13 protein-coding genes are annotated in these 20,172 nt (G+C 54.9%); 9 read left to right on the top strand and 4 right to left on the bottom strand.

The window, feature by feature from the left end; translation table 11 throughout:
• The first annotated feature begins 193 nt into the window (after window positions 1–193).
• Together ABIE48_RS32785 and mprF are read left to right on the top strand one after the other, a co-directional pair.
• Complete coding sequence (locus ABIE48_RS32785; protein ID WP_192716792.1) at window positions 194–2,353, top strand: catalase; 2,160 nt, start codon at window positions 194–196, stop codon at window positions 2,351–2,353.
• 296 nt (window positions 2,354–2,649) lie between these two features.
• Entirely contained in the window at window positions 2,650–5,280 is a 2,631-nt protein-coding gene (mprF, locus tag ABIE48_RS32790) for a bifunctional lysylphosphatidylglycerol flippase/synthetase MprF (protein WP_483312675.1), read from the top strand.
• Between the two features lie 950 nt (window positions 5,281–6,230).
• Here mprF and ABIE48_RS32795 read toward each other — a convergent pair.
• The 3 genes from ABIE48_RS32795 to ABIE48_RS32805 all read right to left on the bottom strand — a co-directional run bounded on the left by ABIE48_RS32795 (window position 6,231) and on the right by ABIE48_RS32805 (window position 8,869).
• Window positions 6,231–7,511, bottom strand: a complete 1,281-nt coding sequence (locus ABIE48_RS32795) for a sensor histidine kinase (protein WP_192716790.1) — start codon at window positions 7,509–7,511, stop codon at window positions 6,231–6,233.
• Window positions 7,504–8,190, bottom strand: coding sequence for a response regulator transcription factor (locus ABIE48_RS32800; RefSeq protein ID WP_192716789.1), 687 nt, complete (start codon window positions 8,188–8,190; stop codon window positions 7,504–7,506). The genes ABIE48_RS32795 and ABIE48_RS32800 overlap by 8 nt, the downstream gene beginning before the upstream one ends.
• Before the next feature lie 151 nt (window positions 8,191–8,341).
• The gene (locus ABIE48_RS32805) at window positions 8,342–8,869 is read right to left on the bottom strand and encodes a cupin domain-containing protein (RefSeq protein ID WP_192716788.1); all 528 of its coding nucleotides are present in this window, start codon (window positions 8,867–8,869) and stop codon (window positions 8,342–8,344) included.
• A gap of 371 nt (window positions 8,870–9,240) precedes the next feature.
• Here ABIE48_RS32805 and ABIE48_RS32810 point away from each other — a divergent pair, with 371 nt between their 5' ends.
• Complete coding sequence (locus tag ABIE48_RS32810; RefSeq protein ID WP_192716787.1) at window positions 9,241–9,948, top strand: Na-translocating system protein MpsC family protein; 708 nt, start codon at window positions 9,241–9,243, stop codon at window positions 9,946–9,948.
• A gap of 36 nt (window positions 9,949–9,984) precedes the next feature.
• On the opposite strand, the gene ABIE48_RS32815 is transcribed toward ABIE48_RS32810, so the two are convergent.
• A complete protein-coding gene (locus ABIE48_RS32815) occupies window positions 9,985–10,830 on the bottom strand; it encodes a lipoate--protein ligase family protein (RefSeq protein WP_192716786.1) in 846 nt (281 codons plus the stop codon).
• 263 nt (window positions 10,831–11,093) lie between these two features.
• Here ABIE48_RS32815 and ABIE48_RS32820 point away from each other — a divergent pair, with 263 nt between their 5' ends.
• From ABIE48_RS32820 to ABIE48_RS32845, 6 genes are all read left to right on the top strand, one after another.
• On the top strand, window positions 11,094–11,681 hold the full coding sequence (locus tag ABIE48_RS32820; protein ID WP_192716785.1) for a TetR/AcrR family transcriptional regulator: 588 nt from the start codon (window positions 11,094–11,096) through the stop codon (window positions 11,679–11,681).
• A 20-nt stretch (window positions 11,682–11,701) separates the two neighbouring features.
• Window positions 11,702–12,463 (top strand): glycosyltransferase, encoded by a 762-nt coding sequence (locus tag ABIE48_RS32825; protein WP_483312702.1) that lies wholly within the window; start codon window positions 11,702–11,704, stop codon window positions 12,461–12,463.
• A gap of 101 nt (window positions 12,464–12,564) precedes the next feature.
• A complete protein-coding gene (locus tag ABIE48_RS32830) occupies window positions 12,565–12,789 on the top strand; it encodes a cold-shock protein (protein WP_192716783.1) in 225 nt (74 codons plus the stop codon).
• Window positions 12,790–13,057: 268 nt separating this feature from the next.
• On the top strand, window positions 13,058–15,802 hold the full coding sequence (locus tag ABIE48_RS32835) for a bifunctional YncE family protein/alkaline phosphatase family protein (protein ID WP_192716782.1): 2,745 nt from the start codon (window positions 13,058–13,060) through the stop codon (window positions 15,800–15,802).
• Between the two features lie 118 nt (window positions 15,803–15,920).
• Complete coding sequence (locus tag ABIE48_RS32840; protein ID WP_354520453.1) at window positions 15,921–19,049, top strand: efflux RND transporter permease subunit; 3,129 nt, start codon at window positions 15,921–15,923, stop codon at window positions 19,047–19,049.
• Window positions 19,050–19,353: 304 nt separating this feature from the next.
• Window positions 19,354–20,112 (top strand): stalk domain-containing protein, encoded by a 759-nt coding sequence (locus ABIE48_RS32845; protein ID WP_192716780.1) that lies wholly within the window; start codon window positions 19,354–19,356, stop codon window positions 20,110–20,112.
• Window positions 20,113–20,172 lie beyond the last annotated feature (60 nt).

Here is a 20,172-nt window from a genome sequence, read left to right on the forward strand (position 1 = left end):
CTATTTTTATAGAAATGTAAATATGGTTTGGCAAAAAAGTTTGAAATCCGGAAAACGCCTCTGCAGCATAGCTTTTAACGAATGTACCGCAAATGTCCAGGTTAACATTCCCGTTTGGGTGGATTTTCATTCGGGTAATAACGGGTGTAAATACTCGGACACCGTCCGTAACCGACCAGGAGGGGATGCATTGATGGACCGTAAGAATGAACAGCAGCCACAGAAGGATGTTAAGGACAGCCAGCTGGAGGAATTCCGCGTCAGCGATGCGGGGAAACCCATGACTACGAACCAGGGCGTTCGGGTTTCTGAGGACGAACATTCGCTCAAAGCAGGCGAACGCGGGCCGACGTTAATGGAGGATTTTCATTTTCGGGAGAAAATGACCCACTTTGACCATGAGCGTATTCCTGAGCGTGTGGTTCATGCCCGGGGCTTTGGCGTACACGGGTATTTTCAGGTGTACAAGCCGATGACGCAGTATACGAAGGCGAAGTTTCTGCAGGACCCGTCGAGGAAAACGCCGGTGTTCGTGCGTTTCTCAACCGTTGCCGGTTCGCGGGGTTCGGCTGATACGGTACGGGATGCCCGGGGCTTTGCCACCAAGTTCTATACAGAGGACGGCAATTTTGACCTCGTAGGCAACAACATTCCGGTTTTCTTCATTCAGGATGCGCTGAAATTTCCTGATTTGGTGCATGCGTTTAAGCCTGAGCCCCATAACGAGATTCCGCAGGCGTCGACGGCCCATGATACGCATTGGGATTTTGTCGCCAATAACACGGAATCGGCCCACATGGTCATGTGGACGATGTCGGACCGGGCGATTCCGCGCAGCTACCGGATGATGGAGGGGTTCGGCGTACATACCTTCCGGCTCGTCAATGACAAGGGCGAAGCACATTTCGTCAAATTCCACTGGAAGCCGCTGCTGGGCGTGCATTCCCTGGTCTGGGACGAAGCGCAGAAAATCGCCGGCAAGGATCCCGACTTTCACCGCCGCGACCTGTGGGAAGCGATTGAAAAGGGCGACTATCCCGAATATGAGTTTGGCGTGCAAATGATCCGGGAGGATGAGGAGTTCAACTTCGAATTTGATATTCTCGACCCGACCAAAATATGGCCGGAGGAGCTCATTCCCGTTCAGCGCATCGGGAAAATGACGCTGAACCGCAATGTGGACAATGTGTTCGCCGAAACGGAACAGGCGGCCTTCCACGTGGGCAACGTCGTGCCGGGAATTGACTTCTCGAACGATCCGCTGCTGCAGGGACGCTTGTTCTCTTATACCGATACGCAGCTGATTCGTCTGGGCGGACCGAACTTCCATGAGATTCCGATCAATCGGCCGGTGGCGGAGATCCATAACAATCAGCGCGACGGATACCACCGCATGACGATCAACCGGGGCCAAACCAGCTATCATAAAAACTCCCTTGGAAACAACGATCCCCGTCCGGTCTCGGAGCAGGAGGGCGGATACACCCACTATCAGGAAAAGGTGGAGGGGCGTAAGGTTCGGGCGCGCAGCGACAGTTTCAAGGACCACTATACCCAGGCGAAGCTGTTCTGGAACAGCATGTCCGACGTGGAGAAGCAGCATATTATTAAAGCTTTCCGCTTTGAAGTAGGCAAGGTGAAAAGTAAAAGCGTGCAGCAGCAGGTTGTCGATATGTTCGGCAACGTTGATCTGATGCTGGCTGAGCAAATCGCCCTCGGCGTTGGTGTCAACCCGCCGAAGGCTGGAGAAGAAGCCTCTGGAACGACCGTGGCAGGAGGTGCCGAAACCCAGGCTTCCCCGGCGCTGAGCCAGCTCCACACCGCCATGTCTCCGGCTACCCGTAAGGTGGCGGTGCTGGCCGCTGACGGATTCGACGCGGGCGAAATGAAGGCTGTCCTCGCGGCCTTCGCTGAAGCAGGTGTCGTGCCGGAAGTCGTCAGCGAGAATTTGGGTATGATCGCCGGAACCGACGGCAGCCAGCTGGAGGCCATGCATACCTTCCTGACGGCTGACTCTGTGCTGTTTGACGCCGTCTATGTGGCCGGCGGGGAGCAGAGTATCGCCAAGCTTCAGGGTATCAAAGAGGCGGTCAATTTCGTGACGGAAGCCTACAACCACTTCAAAACCGTAGGCGCCTCCGAGCTGGCGGCCGGGCTGCTGTCCGGCTCAGGCATTCATTTGGCCGACGCCTCGGCATCTTCCGGCCATCTGACGTCTCCGGGCGAGGATACCGGACTGGTGATCCGCAAGGAGACGGAAGACGGCAGCATCTTTGCCCGGCAGCTGGTCGACGCCATCGCCATGCACCGCCATTGGGGCCGGGAAATGCAGATGATTTCTCCAATGAAGTGATCGATTGAGAATAAAAATGGAATGGTCCGGCTCCGCTTGTTGCGGGGCCGGATTTTTTAACATTCAGCGTTATTCAGACAGCGTTATTCCGACAGCATTATTCCGATCCTTGGCAGCCGAATCTGGCCTTTGTGCCTTCGTTTCTCTCCGCCCTGTTTGCCGGTCTCTCATCGCGATCTCCCCATAGAAACCCGGTTCATTGGACGTGTTTGGATGGGATGAGTGCTTTATGGTAGGATAAGGAAGAATGTCAGGACCAACATCAATGGGTTTTCGCTGCTGAAAGGGTGCATAACATGAAGGAAAAGCTGGAGCGGTACAAATTTTTCCGTATCCTGGCTTCAATATATGAAATCAAAGCGATTCGTCTGCTCATTCCGCTTGCGGTGATCGCGCTCGTCTATTGGGAGGGGCAGCGGGAGCTGCGGCAGATTCACTTGGCGCGTACGTTCCATGAGCTGCGTCTGCTGCCGGTGGGCACCGTTGTGGGGATTTGTCTCTTTTCCCTGTTTTCCGTCGGGGTGATGAGCTTGTACGATTACATGATCCGCATGCATTTCAAGCTGAAAGTTGGCTGGTGGAACACGTTCCGCTATGCCTGGATCGCCAACACGTTCAACAACATTATCGGTTTTGCCGGACTGACCGGCGCCGGTCTCCGTACCTTGCTGTATAAAAGGAGCGGCATTGCGCCCTCACTGATGGCGTCTGCGGTCGTATTTTTGTCACCGGTCATCATCACGGGACTATCCATCATGTCCTGGGGTGTTCTAACGGGGGTGTTCCCGGCAACCACAATGATTCGGGAGCACCGCTGGCTGATTTTCGCCGTATGGGGGATGGCGCTGTACCTGCCTTTATTTATTCTGATGCAGCGCTCATCGCTATTCGCGCGGTGGTTCAACAAAGGGGAGGGCCGAACGCCGTGGAGCACGGTGGCCGTCTCTCTGTGCGCATCGCTGCTGGAGTGGGTCTGCGCCGGAGTGACGTTTTGGCTGATTGCCGCCGGCGTCCTGCATGACGTGACCTTCCAGGGCGTCATGGGCATGTATACTGTATCCGCCATTGCCGGTATCCTCAGCATGGCGCCGGGAGGCATCGGCGCGTTCGACCTGACCGTCCTTCTCGGCATTGAGCGCATGGGATTTCCCGCCGAAAGGGCGATGGCCGTCCTGGTGCTGTTCCGGCTGTTCTACTACGTTATACCCTGGCTGATCGGGCTGATCATGGCGGCCTTCGAATTCGGCAGTCCAGCGAAACGCAACTTGGAGAAGGTCGAGACCGCCATCGAGATTCCGCTGAACGCCTGGCAGCGGCTGTGGCGCTGGCCGGGACAGATGCGCTTTCTCAGCGATCTGGGTGTGTGGGCGCTTGGCAAGCTCGTGCTGGTCAGCGGTCTTCTTCTGCTGCTGTCGGCGGCCACGCCGGGACTGCTGTATCGGTTGCGGTTGTCGGAGGAACTGCTGTCCATGCCGATCATGCGCATCTCCCACCTGCTGTCGGTCATGATCGGCTTTATGCTGATTATCCTTTCCCGAGGCATTTCGCTCCGTATCCGTGGGGCGTATTTGTGGACGAGCGGGCTGCTGTTCGCCGGGGCGGTCTTCACCTTTACGAAGGCGTTCGATTTCGAAGAGGCGATCTTTCTGCTGATCGTTGCGCTGATGCTGTGGATCTCGCGGGCCCGTTTTTATCGCTCGGGCGCCCTGATCGAGTGGAGAAGCGCAGCCGTATGGTACATGCTCTCGGCGGTCATCGCCTTGGCTTATTACTGGGTCGGCGCCCATGTCCATCACGGATGGCTGCGCCACCTGCCGACCGCGGAACGGATGCATTGGATGGTCGGCTCCAATCCGTATGCCGCATCCGCCGTGATCGGTCTCGCCGGGGCATGGGTCCTGCTGACCATGCTGATCGTGCTCCGTCCCAGCCGCAAGGTGGCGGCCCCGGCGACACCGGCCGATCTGGACAGGCTGCGGCAGTATCTGCAGAGTCATCACGGAAATTTGCTGACCCATATGCTGTTTACGGGGGATAAAAGCTTCTTTTGGTCCGCGGATGGCGAAGTGCTGATCCCTTACGCCCGCTCGCGGGACAAGCTGGTCGTGCTCGGCGATCCGCTCGGTCCGGAGAAGCTGGTACCGGATGCGTTGGGCGAGTTTTTGCAAATGGCCGATACCTACGCGATGTCCGTGGTCTTCTATCAGGCGACCCCCGGCTATCTGCCGATGTATCATGAGTTCGGCTACCGGTTTTTCAAGCTTGGGGAAGAAGCCTTGGTGCATCTGGATCAGTTTACGCTGTCGGGCAAGAAAAACACCGATCTGCGCACGGTACGCAATCGCTTTGAGCGGGAGGGGGCGGTGTTTGAAGTGGTTCATCCGCCTTTTGCACCGGAGCTGCTTCGCGAGCTGCGGGCAGTGTCGGACGACTGGATGCACGGCAGGCGGGAAAAAGGGTTTTCCCTGGGCTGGTTTGACAAGCGCTATTTGCAGGAGGCGCCGATTGCCGTGCTGCGGGAGACCGGAGGAAGCATCTTTGCCTTTGCGTCCCTTGCCCCGGCTTATGACGGCGGACGGACGATATCCATCGATCTGATGCGCCACCGCAGCCAGGTTCCGAACGGGACGATGGATTATTTGTTTGTCCAGCTCTTGGAGTGGTCCAAGGAGCAGGGATACAAGGTCTTCAATCTCGGGAACGCGCCGCTGGCAAGCGTGGGCGAGACCCGGAGCGCGTTGCGTGAGGAGAAGCTGGCCGCGCTGGTTTTCCAGTACGGAGGGCATTGGTACGGATTTAAGGGCCTCCGGAAGTACAAGAGCAAGTTTTCGCCCGAATGGGAGCCGCGGTTCCTGGCGTATCCCGCTTCCGTGTCCCTGCCGGTGCTGACCGTCGACCTGGTACGGCTCGTATCGCGCAGGGTGTAAGGATGCCAGGCGTTGCTCAGGATGGCGGCAAAAGTTCAGTATTTTATATTGGTGAAGTTTGGAGATTGGCGAGCCAGCGTGGAACATCCTTAGCGCCAGACTGGCTTTAAATTTGGGAAACCAGTCGGAAAACCTGAAGAATGCCGGAGAATAGTTGAATGATTTGCGATTTAGACGATTTAGAGCTGGTTCACGGTTAAATTGATCTTGTCTACGTATAATGAACAAATTCAGATTTTGTCTTTTAAATGGTGGACAGAGGTAGCATATCTTTGCTCAAACATCCGCTTCCATATATAGGGCATTTGTTGAATATTGGTACTATATATAGTGATTTTTTGAGTCCAACCGCGTGCAGGAGGATATATATGTCTTGTCCTTCTTTTGTAGGACAAAATAAGAATGTGTCCATTGGATAAGGACAGACCCCGTTTTTCATACTGTTGGATGGCCAAAAGGCAAATGATCATCGTCATCAAAGGGAACCGGGATAAAACTTCATCCACTCTTCACCAAAGAGATCCTATATGAAAAACAGCCATTCCCCCCTACAGGGGGGCTAACGACATTTTAATTTTATTATTCATATAAAAAGAGGCAGACCGAACCAGGCCCCTAATAGGGTTGCCGGTACAGACTGCCTCTTTTGTTGTTCATGCGAAGCTTGCTTTGCTATCGAAGCATGATGCGGTCTTAACGAAACCTTAAGCTGGAAATTCGATGTAAAATTCAGAAAAACCCCGAAAATCCCGAAATCCCGGAAAGCCCGAAAATCCCGAAATCCCGGAAAGCCCGGAAAGCCCGGAAAGCCCGAAAGCCCCGAAAGCCCCGAAAGCCCAAAAGTTCCAACCGCCCCAAAACATCATAAACACAAAAAAACCCTCGCATCTTGGTGTTCAAGACGTGAGGGGGATGATATGCTGCCTGGAAATCCGAGGAGAGGGAGACGGCTATTTTGGAAGACGGATGCGGATAATGACGCCCTTCGGATGGTTATGAAGCGCCTGGATGGTGCCGTGATGGCTGTGCACGATCCACTGGGCGATCGAGAGCCCGAGACCGGAGCCGCCGCTCTCCCTGGTGCGTGCCCGGTCTTCCCGGTAGAACCGGTCGAAGACGCGCTGAAGTCCTTCCTCGCTGATACCGATGCCGGTGTCGCTGACTTCGATAAACACCCGATTTTCCTTGATAAAGGTGCTGATCCCGATGCTGTCATGCTCTCCCGTGTATTTGAGGGCATTGTCCAATAAAATGACCATCAGCTGATGCAGCCGGGCGGGATCCGCCTGGATCCGGGCCTTGCTCGTCAGCCGGAGCCAGATATGCTTGTCCGAAAGCTCAGCGATTTCGATATACGGGCTGCACATTTCGTGGATCAATTCGTCTATGTCGACCGGCTGCTTCTCCAGCTGGGTTTCGGTGGAATCGGCCCTGGCGAGCGTAAGCAGATCGGTCGTCAGCCGGGACAGCCGGCGCGTTTCAGAGAGGGACAAGGCGATGTTCTCGAACGTGTCCACGATTTTTTTATCCGGCATCGTCTGCAGCAGTTCCAGTTTGTTCTGGATGATAGTGAGCGGAGTCCGCAGCTCATGCGACGCGTTCTCCACAAACTCCACCTGCTTCTCCCAGGAGCGGATCACGGGTTTCATCGTTTTCCGGGATAAAATGATGCTGGCGGTGATCGACAGCAGGATAAACACGGCCGCGCAAATGATGATGATGCGTTTGAAGTTGCCCAGCAGATTATGCTCGGTATCGACATCAACCAGCAGCTGGATGTAACTGCCCTTGAAAAGGGGGTCGGGAACGGTCAGTGTGCGGAAGTGGTACGTGCCGTTCAAGGTCAGGTTGGAAATGACGCCGATCGTGGACGGGTCGAATTTAAGATTTTCCAAACCGTAATTTTCGTAGTTCAGCATGCCGATCTGCTGGATGTTGGTAATTTCTCCGTTGGTGTCCCATTGAACGGGAATGATCCGGGGGCTTGGAGGGGGCATGACCCTGCCAAACCGGAACCGCTCCGACGACCCATCCTTGAGCGGACTGCCGCCGAACCTGGCTTCGATGATGCTTTTGTACATGGTCAGATCCCGGTCGGGTTTGGCGAACAGCGTTGTTCGCATTTGGCCGAAAACGATTGCTCCGAACAGGCCGAAGAGCAGGGTGAATGCGATCAGATTGTACAGAATCAGCCGGAGCTGCTGGTGACGGATCACTTTGTTTTTATTCATGGTCTTCACCGTTCTCCGACAGCATGTACCCCATGCCGCGGATTGTCTTGATGTATCTGTCGTAACCGGCCGCTTTGAACTTTTTGCGGAGGTTGCTGATATAGACCTCGATCACCGTGTTGGTGGTGCTGGAATCCATACCCCAGACCCGGTCGAAAATCTGCTCTTTGGTGACGATGATATTTTTGTTGTTCATCAGGTATTCCAGCAGGTCGATCTGCTTGCCGTTCAGCAGGATCGCTTCCTCGCCGATGCTGACCGTACGGCTCTTCAGATTGAGCTTCAGTTCCTTGAAGGAGAGGGTGTGCTCCCTGAACCCTCCGACAGAGCGCCGGACGATGGCCTCCAGGCGAAGCAGGAGCTCCTCGCGATGGAACGGCTTGACGAGATAGTCGTCGGCCCCCTTCTTGAAGCCCTGAATCTTGTCGTCGATGCTGTCCTTGGCGGTCAGTATCAGCACCGGCGTGGAGATGCCGTATTCCCGAAGATGGGTCAGCACTTCGTACCCGTTCATACCCGGCATCATAATATCCAGAATGATAACATCGTATATATTTTGCTGGGCGAGATACAGTCCCTCTTCGCCGTCAAAGGCCTGATCGGCCTCAAACAGGTCCCGGGTCGTCTCGCATACCGTATCGGATAAATGCTTGTCGTCCTCAATGACAAGAAGCCGCATGGCATGTTCACCTCAATTGACGTTTGATCCTAATCGAAACCTATTTTGTCAGGAATGTCAAATGGGGGACTGCTTGCGGCTTAACTTGTTCAGAGCTGTAATGCATTCCGCTTCACGAGGCTCGTTCAACCAGCGCTCGTCAAAGGAAGGATTAAGCGTGATTTCCCGTCTGCTGCTGAGGTTTCCAGGCACTCATGAGCGGGCCCGCCGCACCGTACAGCGGATCGGTATTCGGAAGGGGCACCCGGGCGATGTCTTCCAGCACCTTTGGGCGCTCCCCGGGCTTGCCGGTGCACAGATTGTAATCCATGCCGTCCGGATAGGCTCCGACAACCCTGAAATCCTTGCTGGCAGAGTATCGCTTGTGCCCCGTTCCGGCCGGAAGGACGGCCACGTCACCGGCGGTCAGCTCGACCTTCTGGCCATGTTCACCGCCGAGCTGAAGCACGGCGGAGCCGCGAATAACCCCCAGCACCTCATGCGCATTGCTGTGATAATGATGGTAATCAAAAACGCCGTTCGTCCAGCTGTTCAGCCAGCCGTTGCGGTTAAAGATAGCTTCCGTTTCCTCCGGTTCATCCTTAAGCGAACCCAAGTATAGGATGACCGGCAGGTTGGGGTTGCCCGGAATAACACCGTCATCCTTAAAGAATATCGTTTTGATCTCCGCACCGTTCATGCCGTCAACCTCCGCTCATCTGCTTTAATTTGGAATGTAAATAAACATATTCGCACTTTATGAAACGCGGTTGTTCTTGGAACGATACCTATGCTATAATCAAGACTGGTAAACGTCAATTTCATATTGTCGGGTAAATGAATGAATATATCCTTGGATAAAAGTCATTTATGGCCTAACTTTTTCTTGCTGTTAAAGGGAAAGTTAGGCCTTTTTGTTTTGCTGAGGACCCGGGAGTTGTGCCGGGGACAGGGAAACACCCGCTTATTTCGTAATCAGGAGGGATATAAAGACACGCTTTTGCGGACACGTGATATAGCGGCCTGCCGCGATTATGTTTAGCAGCGTACCGCAACGACGCGTCTAATTCAATGGATCAATTACATAACCAACAACCATTTCATCAGCTCTTTGCCAGCTATACCAGCAAGCTATTAAGAGACCACTTTGGCAAAGGACCTGAATCCGTGGTGGTTTCTGTCGGTCACACCTTTATTACGATATATTTGCGCAACTTCCTGACGCCGTCTGAACGCATCCTGCTGGAACAGGAACAGGAGGACATGATTGTGCAGACAAGAGCCAATCTGATGCAGGCGGTGATTCCCGAAATTATCAGTTATCTTGAAATCATGAACGGATCGAAACCGGAAGAGGTGTATTATGACTGGAATCTCCATAAAGGATCGGGGATGATTGTGGTCGTATCGGCAGAGGCGGGCAGACAGGGCGCCGCGGTGAACAGGGAGTACCCTGTGAAATCCGAAGTCGAAGCGGAAATACTCCACATTTGCCAGCGGATTCAAAAATCGCCCGAGCAGATTGATTCCTTTGAGCTCAATCCCAGAACGCTGCTGGTTGTGCGAAGCGGCGTGTATCTGGAGCTGGAGAAGGCGCTGATCCGGTTGGGCCATGGCCGCTTGCTGAAGTCGGTGAAGAGCGGACTGGAAAAAGAGTATATTATGCGCAGCAAGCGTCTGAACAGCCTGCTGCATCAGCCGGTATCCGATTGCTTTATAGACTGGAATGATAAGCTGGATAAGAGCATTCTTCTGCTGATCAAGAATCCGCCCCGATAAATTTCGCGGGCGGATTTTGAATTTATAGAGGCGGGCCTATGGCGTCCGGGGCGTGTAGCGGTGCGTCAGCTTGACCGTCATCTCCCGGATTTCCTCCTCGGACGGCAGGTGCAGACGGCTCGCCGCCTCGGCTACTCCGGCAGCCGTCTGCAAGCTCCGGACCACTTCTTTGACGGAAGCGGCAAACGTATCGGCCGCCCCCGGGCCCATGCCGGTCAGCTCGTCCAGCGAAGCCATGGTACCGGGCTCAACGGACGGGTAATCTCCGTCTTTGGCCCCGGCTGCAGCCAGGTCGTAGAACGACTTGACCAGCTGGCCGCGCTCCCGCCCGGATCCGCCTGCGATGACAAAGGCCTGGATCACGTAGGCATGAGCCTGGCGGCGCTGCGCAATGCCGCAGAACTTGCGTCCGCCGATGCTCAGATCATAGTCACCCGGGCAGTAAGCCCCGGCGACTTCCCCTTTGTCCACCGTTTGGCCGGTGGCGGCCAGCGCCTGCCGGATGAGCGCGTACATCCGCTCGAAGTCCCGGTGGAAGTGGAGATCGCCCGCGCCCCGCTTCGGCAGGATGAGCGACACGTTGACCACGTCCGGATCGAGCGGAACGGCGGCGCCGCCCGAGTTGCGGATGGCCGTGCGGTACCCGAGCGATTCCAGCCAAGCCCGGGCCTGCTCCGCTCCGGGAAGCCGGCTGTCCCTCAGACCGATAATAAAAGACCGGGGATGGCGCCAAATATGACATAACGGCGGACCGCCTTCTCCTGTGCGCCGGCACAGCAGCTCGTCCATCGCGAATGGATACAGAGCATCCACATCCTCCAGGTGTGCCGTCCGGTCCAAAATGAGCATCTGCCCCGCTATTTCCGTAATATCTTCAAACATGCGCACCGCTTCCTTTTCCTCAGGTGATACCGGGACCACCGGTTACCAAACGTTTATTCCGTACCTTTTACAGTCTCCCTGATCCTGATTATGACATAACCGATCCGGCGTGGCTACTGCATGAGCATGGGCTTCCCGACAGGGCAGGCCGCCCGAAAATGTCAAAAAACAGACAAAGAAGCAGGATACACCAGGCCTTTAAATACCATATAATGGATACAAACCGGACGGTCGGTTTTAAAACAACAAGGAGCCTTCCGATCATGAAAAAGCGTAAATACGAAGCCGAACAGACCAAACAGACCATTGTCGAGGGAGCTAAGGCGCTGTTTGCCGCCAAAGGGTATGCCGCAACGTCCATGATGGATATTTGCGAGGCCACGGGCTGCAGCAAGGGAAGCATCTACCACCATTTTCAGAGCAAAGAGGATTTGTTTCTCTACTTGGCGGAGCAGGCGTTTACGAACTCCTGGCAGATCTGGCATGAGCAGTCCGGGGAAGATCGTTCCGCGACGGAGCAGCTCTACGCTTACGCCGACTATTTTGTCGACACGCTTCAGAAGCCGCTCAACAAGGCCGGCGAGGAATTTATGATCCGGGTGGGTGCCGATTCGGAAGCCGGGCGGCGGTTTATGGAGATCATCCAGAACTACATGAAGGGATTTGAGGATCTGGTCCAGGCCGGACTGGACAGCGGGGAATGGAAAGGGGAGAGCGTGCAGGAGCTGTCTTTTATTATTCTCAGCTATTATTCCGGTCTCAGCGACAGCTACCACCTGATGGACAAGGCAGCGATGAAAGAGCTGTTCCGCAAAGCCACCACGTTACTGCTTGATGGGATTCGCAAGTAATCAATCCTAGGGAGAGATGGCTGATGGAAACAAAGCGGTTCGCAGGTACCGACCACACGGGAAACATTAAATTTTCGGTGATTATTCCGGCCAGAAACGAAGAGAACTATATCGGGCGCTGCCTTGATTCTCTGGCTGCCGCGGCGAAGCCTTACCCGGGACAGGTGGAGGTCATCACCGTCTTAAACCGGTGCACCGACCGGACTGAGGAGGTTGCTTCATCGTACGGGGCCGTCATTTTGAAGAACGACAGCAAAAATCTGTCGCAGATCCGCAACGCCGGGATTCAGGCGGCCAGAGGAGAGATCATCGTGACGATTGACGCCGACAGCTGGGTGACGGACAACATGCTGACGGAGATCGACCGGCTGTTGGCAACCGGACAATGGATCGGTGGCGGGGTGAGGAGCCAGTTTGAACGGCTGTCGCTCGGTATCATCGTCTCCGGGATGCTGCTGATCGGGCCCCTTCTGTTCAAATACGGACTGGTTACCGTCGGACTGTTCTGGGGGTACAAGAAGGATTTTGAAGCGATCGGCGGTTTTAACGAAAACATGCTGATGGCGGAAGACGCCGAGTTTGCCAAGCGGCTCAAGCAATGGGGCAAGCAGCAGGGGAAGAAGTACGGCACCGTCACGAAGGCCAACATGACAACTTCCTGCCGGAAGTTTGATGAGTACGGCGATTGGGCCGTCGTCAAGAATCCGAAAATTATATGGGCGTATCTGAAAGGAACCGACCGTAAGCACGCGGACGAAACGTACTACGAAATCCAGCGGTAGCTGCTTTACGGATCATCAGGCGATTTTTATCATAAATATATATTTCTGGGGCATACTAAGCGGACACCGATGAACTGAGGTAAATAACGGGAGGGTTCGCGATGTATTTCGGAAAAAAAGTGGTCGAGGAAATTCCCGAGGCCGATACTTTAATCTGGTCATGCGTAAACGATGGATGCAACGGCTGGATGAGAGACAACTTTGCTTTTGAAACGGAGCCGGTTTGCGTTCAGTGCAGCTCTCCAATGGTGAGCAGCATGAGAATGCTGCCGCTGGTCGTCAACGACCATCCGACGAAAATGCTGAAGAAAGGGACGCTCATCTAAGGGCGTCTCGATCGGTCAGTTAAAAACACAGTATGAAGAGGTCCTGCGGGGGCCTCTTTTTCGTTGTGGACGCATGTTCTGCACTTGGGTCTATGGACGCGCCCCTTAGTCGGATATACCCCCTATGAAGAATGATACATATAGGGGTTTGGAATTATTTTCAAACGTTTAATCAGATACGTCGTTTCTTTTTACATCGGCGTTACATTCCCTTCTTAATATCTATCCTGCAGGACGATTGAAATCGATAGCAGAGGAGAGGGAATGAATGGGACGGAAGAAGTTAGGGAAGAAAAGGGGCGTGGCTTTGATTTCACTGGCATCTTTGCTGCTCGGCGCAGGGAGCGTGTATGCGGCGGTAGGAAACCCTTTTGACAAAGACCTGGTCGGACGGCAGGCGAACGGTTCGGTATTGACACCGGTCAATCAATACGTTACGCCGGCTGGCCAGCAAGTCGAATTCGGGGGAAACCCGATTTCGGTGAAGGTGCGTCCGGACGGAAAGACGGCAGCGGCCATTATCGGAAGAAGCGATTATGGCGGCAATGGTATCAACATTGTGGATTTGGAAACGGGAGCACTGATCAAAAATAACATCCCGTTAAGCCTTTCACATATGTGGGGCCTGGCTTATTCGGCCGACGGCACCCGGCTGTATGCAACAGGTTCGTCCGGAACGACGGGCAAAGTCGTCATCATGTCGGTCGCCGATGACGGCATCCCGTCGATTCTGCAAACAGTGAGCCTTCCTTTGGCAGCCGTAGGCGGCAACATTAACCCTCAAGATATTGCGCTGGGGCCGGGCGGGAAGACTCTCCTCGTAGCACTTAGCCGTGATAACAGCCTCGGCGTCATTGACTTGGAGTCGGGCCAACTCACCGACCGAATCCCCGTAGGCAACGCACCGACCAGCGTCGTGGTCAGCGGCAATACGGCTTATGTAACGAACACAGGCGGAAGAGCTGCCGAGCCCGGCGACCTCACGGTGGACTCATCCGGGACGCCAATCGTAGCGGAGCAAACGGGAGGCTCGGCCAGCGGCACCGTTTCCGTAGTGGACCTGTCCGGGAAAACGGTCAGCACAACGGTCGAAGTAGGACTGCAGCCTGCACGGATGGATGTCTCCGGGTCGTATGTATTTGTCGCCAACACGAACAGCGACACGGTGTCGGTCATTGATACACAAACAAACCATGTCGTGCAGACGATCGACGTCAAGCCTTACCCTGATGCACCCAAAGGATCGGCGCCCAATGCGGTAAAGATGATTAACGGGAACCAGCTTGCGGTCAGTCTAGGGCGCAACAACGCGCTGGCTGTCTATGACTGGAACGGGCCGTCCAAGGAACCAAGACTTCGCGGACTGGTACCGACCGCATGGTTCCCAGTGGATATCGCAACGGATCAAGCCCATAATCGTCTGCTCGTGGCGAATGCCGACGGGGTCGGTTCCCTCGGACCGGAGCGCAATTTGAAGATACAGGGTATCAGCGTAACGGGACATTCCTCTTATGCCCAGCAAGGATCTCTCTCCATCATTCCGGCATCCTTTGGAAACAAAGAGCTTGTCCAATGGACGGATGACGTCTATGCCAACAACAATTGGTTCGAAATTGCCGGGCGCAATGCCAAGCCGCGCAACAACAAGAAGCCGACGGCCATGCCCGAGCGGATTGGCGAGCCCTCGCCGATCAAGCATATTTTCTACATCGTCAAAGAGAACCGAACCTATGACCAGGTCCATGGGGATATGGGCAAAGGCAACTCGGACCCCGCTTTAACTCAATTTGGAAAAGACGTAACCCCTAACTTCCACAAAATCGCCAATACTTATCCACTTCTCGATAACTTCTACGTATCCGGCATTCAGTCGGCTAGCGGACACCAGTGGGTCATGCAGGCAACCAATACCGATTACGAAGACAAGGAAACGGACGTGGGCAACGTACGGAGCTACCCGGGGGGCGCGGGAGATTCCCTGGCTTACGCATCGACCGGACACCTGTGGGACAATGCCTTGAAGCATGGGGTATCCGTCGTCAACTTCGGGGAAGACACCACGGCATTCAGCGGTCCTCAGGCATTCGGTACTTGGACGGACTGGTATAACGATTACTTGATCCTGTCGGGTCAAAAACAGGGGGAGCTTCATGTGCCGATCGGGGATTATACGGCCAAGACCGATATTCCGTCGCTTGACCCGATTACCTATAAGCCGTTCCCGACGTTCGATTCGGGCATTCCGGATCAATACCGGTACGAAATCTTCAAGCAAAAGTTCGAGGATTATGTGAAAAACGGCGACCTGCCGCAAATCGTGCAGATGTGGGTTATGAACGACCACACGGCAGGAACATCCACCGGCTTCCCGACTCCGCAGGCCCAGGTGGCCGACAATGATTTGGCCGTCGGCAAGATCGTCGATTTAATCTCCCACAGCCCGTATTGGAAAGACTCTTTAATTCTGGTGACCGAGGATGACGCGCAGAACGGGGTGGATCATGTGGACGGCCACCGTGCGCCTGCTTACGTCATCAGCCCTTGGGTCAAGAAAGGCGTGACCGACAGCCATTATTGGACCGTGATTAACATGGTCCGGAGCATTGAGCAAATTTTGGGCCTGCCGCCGATGAATCAGAACGATGCAGCTGCCGTTCCTATGAGCGAGCTCTTTACCGATAAGCCGGACTTCACACCGTATGATTTCGTGCCGAACCAGATTCCGCTCGATACGTTAAACGGCCAGCCCGGCTCTAACACAGCGGCACTTGCCAATACGGCAGAGGTGACGACGGAAGCCAAGGAAATCGAGAAGGCGTGGACGGCATGGTCGAACGAAAATAAGGTTCATTTCAGCGGGGATCAGGCTTCTCCGGACGAGACGAACGCCAATATGCTGAACCATGTGACGTGGTATGCAACCAAAGGGTTTGATACGCCGTATCCGGGCGAGGACAAGGTCTTTACTCCTGCGGAAGTTGCAAGTCAGCCGGACAGCAAAGCGGTTCAATAAAGGATTGTACCGTCAGTAGACAAGCGTAAAACCAAAGGTGCGGCATATACCCCCATTGTTCCGTTTTCAGGAGCATGGGGGATTGCCCCCATCCGTCTATCCCACAAGGAGCTGAGCAATGATGAACAGACTCATCGAGGCAGCGATGAAACGAACGGTGCTGATTCTGATCCTGCTGGCCATCATCCTGGTCTGGGGGGGAACATCCGCTTACCGGATGCATCGGGATTATCTCCCGCCGATCAACAATCCTACGCTCATGATTACGGTTCATGCCCCCAGTTTCCTGGCCGAGGAGATCAAAAACGCCGTGTCGAGGCCGATCGAGCAGGCGGTCCGCGGCGTGGAAGAGCTGCAATCGCTGGAGATGAACAGTTTTAACGGCGGACTCTTGGTCAGTTTGTATTTTCCCTTGAATTACACCATGGATCGTGCCGAGCGGGACGTAACCGATGCTTTACGGGATGTAGCTTTGCCGGCAGGCGCGGGAGAGCCGACCGTTACCCGCGTCAGCACGAGTTCTTTTCCGATCATGAGGCTGACCATTACAAGCCCTTCAGGAAAAGTGGATGAAAATACGCTTAGAACGACCGTTCAGGCCCAGATCGCCGATGAATTGCTGCATACACCGGGAGTAAGCGAAGTCCGGGCTACCGGCTCCGCGAAGAACGGCTATGTTCTGTCGGTTCGGATGGAGGATCTGGCCAAGGCGGGGTTAACGGTCGATAACGTCAAGCAGTCCCTGGCCGGAGTGAGTTTTCCTTCGGTTCAAGGCAAGCTGACGGACAGCGTCATGTCCATTCCTCTTGAGGCTTCGGGCTGGAGTCCGAATGCGACAGATTGGATGGACCTTCCTATCCAAGGAGCAAACGGGCAGAGCGAGCCGCTTTCCTCAGTTGCGGCCTTGTCTCCCTCCCTGGTCGACAAGCAGACGATCTCCAGAACCGGAGGTGCTGCGAGCGTTGTACTGGACATTATCAAAAAACCGTCGGACAACATCACGGAAGTATCGGATGACATTCGCAGCCGTCTCTCAGGCATGACCGGCTACCCGCCGGAGGATGTGAAGCTTTCCGTCATGTTTGATCAGGGAGCGCAGGTTCACTCTTCCCTGAACAGATTATTTCGGGAAGGGCTGTTAGGATGTTTATTTTCCATGGTCAGCGTATTTCTCTTTTTCCGTAACATCCGGTCTACGATGCTCATTGCGCTGTCGCTGCCGATTTGCATTCTGGTAACCACGGGGCTGCTTCACGTGATGGGATTCAGCCTCAATATTCTCACCGTTTCGGGACTCGTCGTAGCGATGGGGCGGGTGATCGACGACACGATCGTGATCCTCGACAATATCCACCGCAAGCAGAGCCAAGTCAAGTCTTCGTCTTCCGGGCGGATATCCGAAGCGGCCAAGGAAATGCTGCCCGCCATCGTATCGTCGACGGCGACGACCGTTGCGGTGTTTGTTCCTATCGCTTTGGTCGGCGGGATGATTGGTGCCGCGTTTTCGGGGTTCGCATGGTCGGTGGTCATTGCCTTACTAGCCTCATTGCTGGTAGCGGCTTTGGTAGTTCCCGCCTTGTATTACGTATGGCAAAGAAACCGACCAAGCGCTTCCGGCGCAGCCTTCGAACCCGTTACCCGGCGCGTCCTGCAGTGGGCCTTTCCCCGGAAGGGGCGATTGATATCCGCCTTTGCGGTGCTGCTGGCAGGTGCCGTCGCCGGAGGGTTTCTGCTGCCGGTAAACTTTTTGCCTGCCAACGCCACGGGTCAAATTAACGTCCAGCTGGAATTTCCCGAGCGGACGACGTTGTCTCAAGTGGATGCTGCTGTAAAGCGTATGGAACAAGTTCTAGCCTCGGACACTGGAATTTCCGCTTATTCTTCGGTCCTGGGCTCCTCTTTTACGCCTCAATTCGACGATGTGTTTGACGCGGGCGGGGGTTGGATCCAAGGCGATAATATCGCCAATATTGCCGTGTCCGTGCAGAAGGGCGAGGACGTTGACGTGGTAACGGCCAGGCTGAAGGAGCGGCTGACCGCTTTGTCGGGCAGTGCCGTGGTCACCGTCACGAACCAGAATATTTCCGGAGATGACTCCCAAGTAAAAATTGATTTAACCGGTGCCGACGGCGCCACGCTGGAGCAGGCCGCCGGGACGATCCGCAGCAGCCTGGAAGGAATGGAGAACTTGAGCGTTCTGGGGGCCGCCGACGATGAGGACGGCCTAGCCGGTTACCGGGTCGAGCTGGACCGGGCCAAGCTGGAACGCGCCGGGGTAAAGCCGGAGCAGGTGATGGAAAGGGTCCGGAATTATTTGGCCGGAGGGACGCTGATCGAGATGAACGCCGGTAAGCAGGAAGCGGTTCCCCTTGAAATCCGGACCGAGCTCCCGGCTGCCCGCGGTGACGCTTCCGGCATGGAACTGCCGGAAACGGAGGTGCTGGCCGTACTTGGACGCGAAACGTTCCAGGGCAAAGACGGGAAGCCTGTACCGCTGGAACAGCTGGCAACCTTGACGAGGGCTGCCGGGACGCAGGTCGTTCGGGAGCGGGATGGGGTGCCTTTTGCTGTAGTGACCGCGAATATTACGTCCAGGAATATCGAGCAGGTCGCCGGACAGGTCAAGAAACGTCTGAGTGAGCTTGCGCTTCCCGCCGGCGTTCATTACTCGATGAACGGCATCACCGCTCAGGTCGGACAAATGATCGGAGAAATGGCGATCGCTTTATCGGTTTCCGTTGTGCTGATCCTCTTGATTCTCAGCATGGTTTTCCGGGGTTGGAGGGCTCCTCTCTGCGTGCTGGCCGGTATTCCCTTCGCCTTTATCGGCTCCATTGTTGGAATGGTCCTGACCGGGGGAGAGTGGGATCTGGCCACGCTTGTCGGCCTGCTGATGATTACCGGTATTGCCGCAACCAATGGCATCGTGCTGGTGGACCGGGTCGAGCGCCATCTATCCGCAGGGATGGCTCCGAGGGAAGCGATTCTTCTTGGAACTTCCTCCAGGGTACGCCCCGTATTGATGACGGCGGTGACCACCGTATTGACGCTGCTGCCCTTGTGCTTTTCGAACGGCAGCGACACGGTCATCTCGAAAATGCTCGGCATCGTTGTCGTTTGCGGCATGATCAGCTCCACCCTGATCAGCCTGCTGCTGATCCCGCTTCTGTATGACTGGGTGCTTGTTCGACGCTACCGATCTGAGGCGGCAGACAGTGGGGCGAAGAGGCTGCTGAGAACGTCGTGAGTGAGATCCTTTTAAGCAACTCGTGAGAACCTCGTGAAACCTCGTGAAACCTCGTGAAACCTCGTGTACCTCTCAGAACTTCCGAGAACCTCTGATTACAAGTAGAGGATTTTCTGAGAAATCTCCTGGAAATCTCTCGAGGACCTTCTTACTATCTCCAGGGCAGTCAAGAGGGGATAAGGTTGTGTGCTGCATTCTAATTTTTCAAAAAAATTCCATGATCATGGTATGATAAGGCTAACCATTCGAAATGTCCAATAAGTCCGAGAGGCATACAGATTCATGGAAAAGAGGGTGCAGCAGCATGAGCAAATTATGGATACGGGCGGCTGCGGTAACCGGTCTGGCCGCCGCTGCATGGAGCTTATCCATCGCCGCCTATTCCTCCGACTCGCTTCAGGTCAAGCCGGTTCAGCCGAGGCTGGTTTTTAATGGGGAAGAGGCGAAAGGCGGAACCGGTCCGATGTTCTCCTACCGGGACTCGACTTACGTCCCCCTGCGCGACGTTTCCACGGTGATGGGAGCCAAAGTTTCTTACGACAAGGAGTTCAACACGGTGCATGTGGATACGCCTGTTCCGGTGAACGGGAAGTCGAAGGCTCATGCCACGAAGACGTTGGGGGATTTCAAGCTGTCCATTTATGCAGCCGAAACGGAGGTTCCCTACGGCAAGCCGATTCCGGTCTGGGCGCAGCTGGAGTACCTGGGGGACAAGGAGGCAGTTGTTAATCAAGGCTTTAAGCCGTTCTACTTTGAGATTCGCGATGAGGCGGGGGAGGGAGGGGGCGCCGACATCCCTATGATCCTGACCCCTATTACATATTCACCCTGTGATGTGTTCCTGGATCAGCTGGACTCATCCATTGATATTGCAAGCTACAATTTTACGATCTATCAGAAGGCCCACCCGAATGAGGAATTGCCCGCCCAGATGCTGAAGGACGCCAGATGGAGCACCCTTCCTCCAGGGAAGTACACGATCATCGCGCGTCCCGATTTTAGCCTGAAGTCCACAGGCGAGCGTTTCGAGGAATCCGTTGAGATTCAAATTACTATCAAGTAAAGTAACCGAAGCGGACCCCAAAAAAACCGGCTCCTATGCATCAGGAAGCCGGTTTTTGAC

It is taken from the genome of Paenibacillus sp. OAE614 (genome assembly GCF_040546645.1).
GTDB lineage: Bacteria > Bacillota > Bacilli > Paenibacillales > Paenibacillaceae > Paenibacillus_AQ > Paenibacillus_AQ favisporus.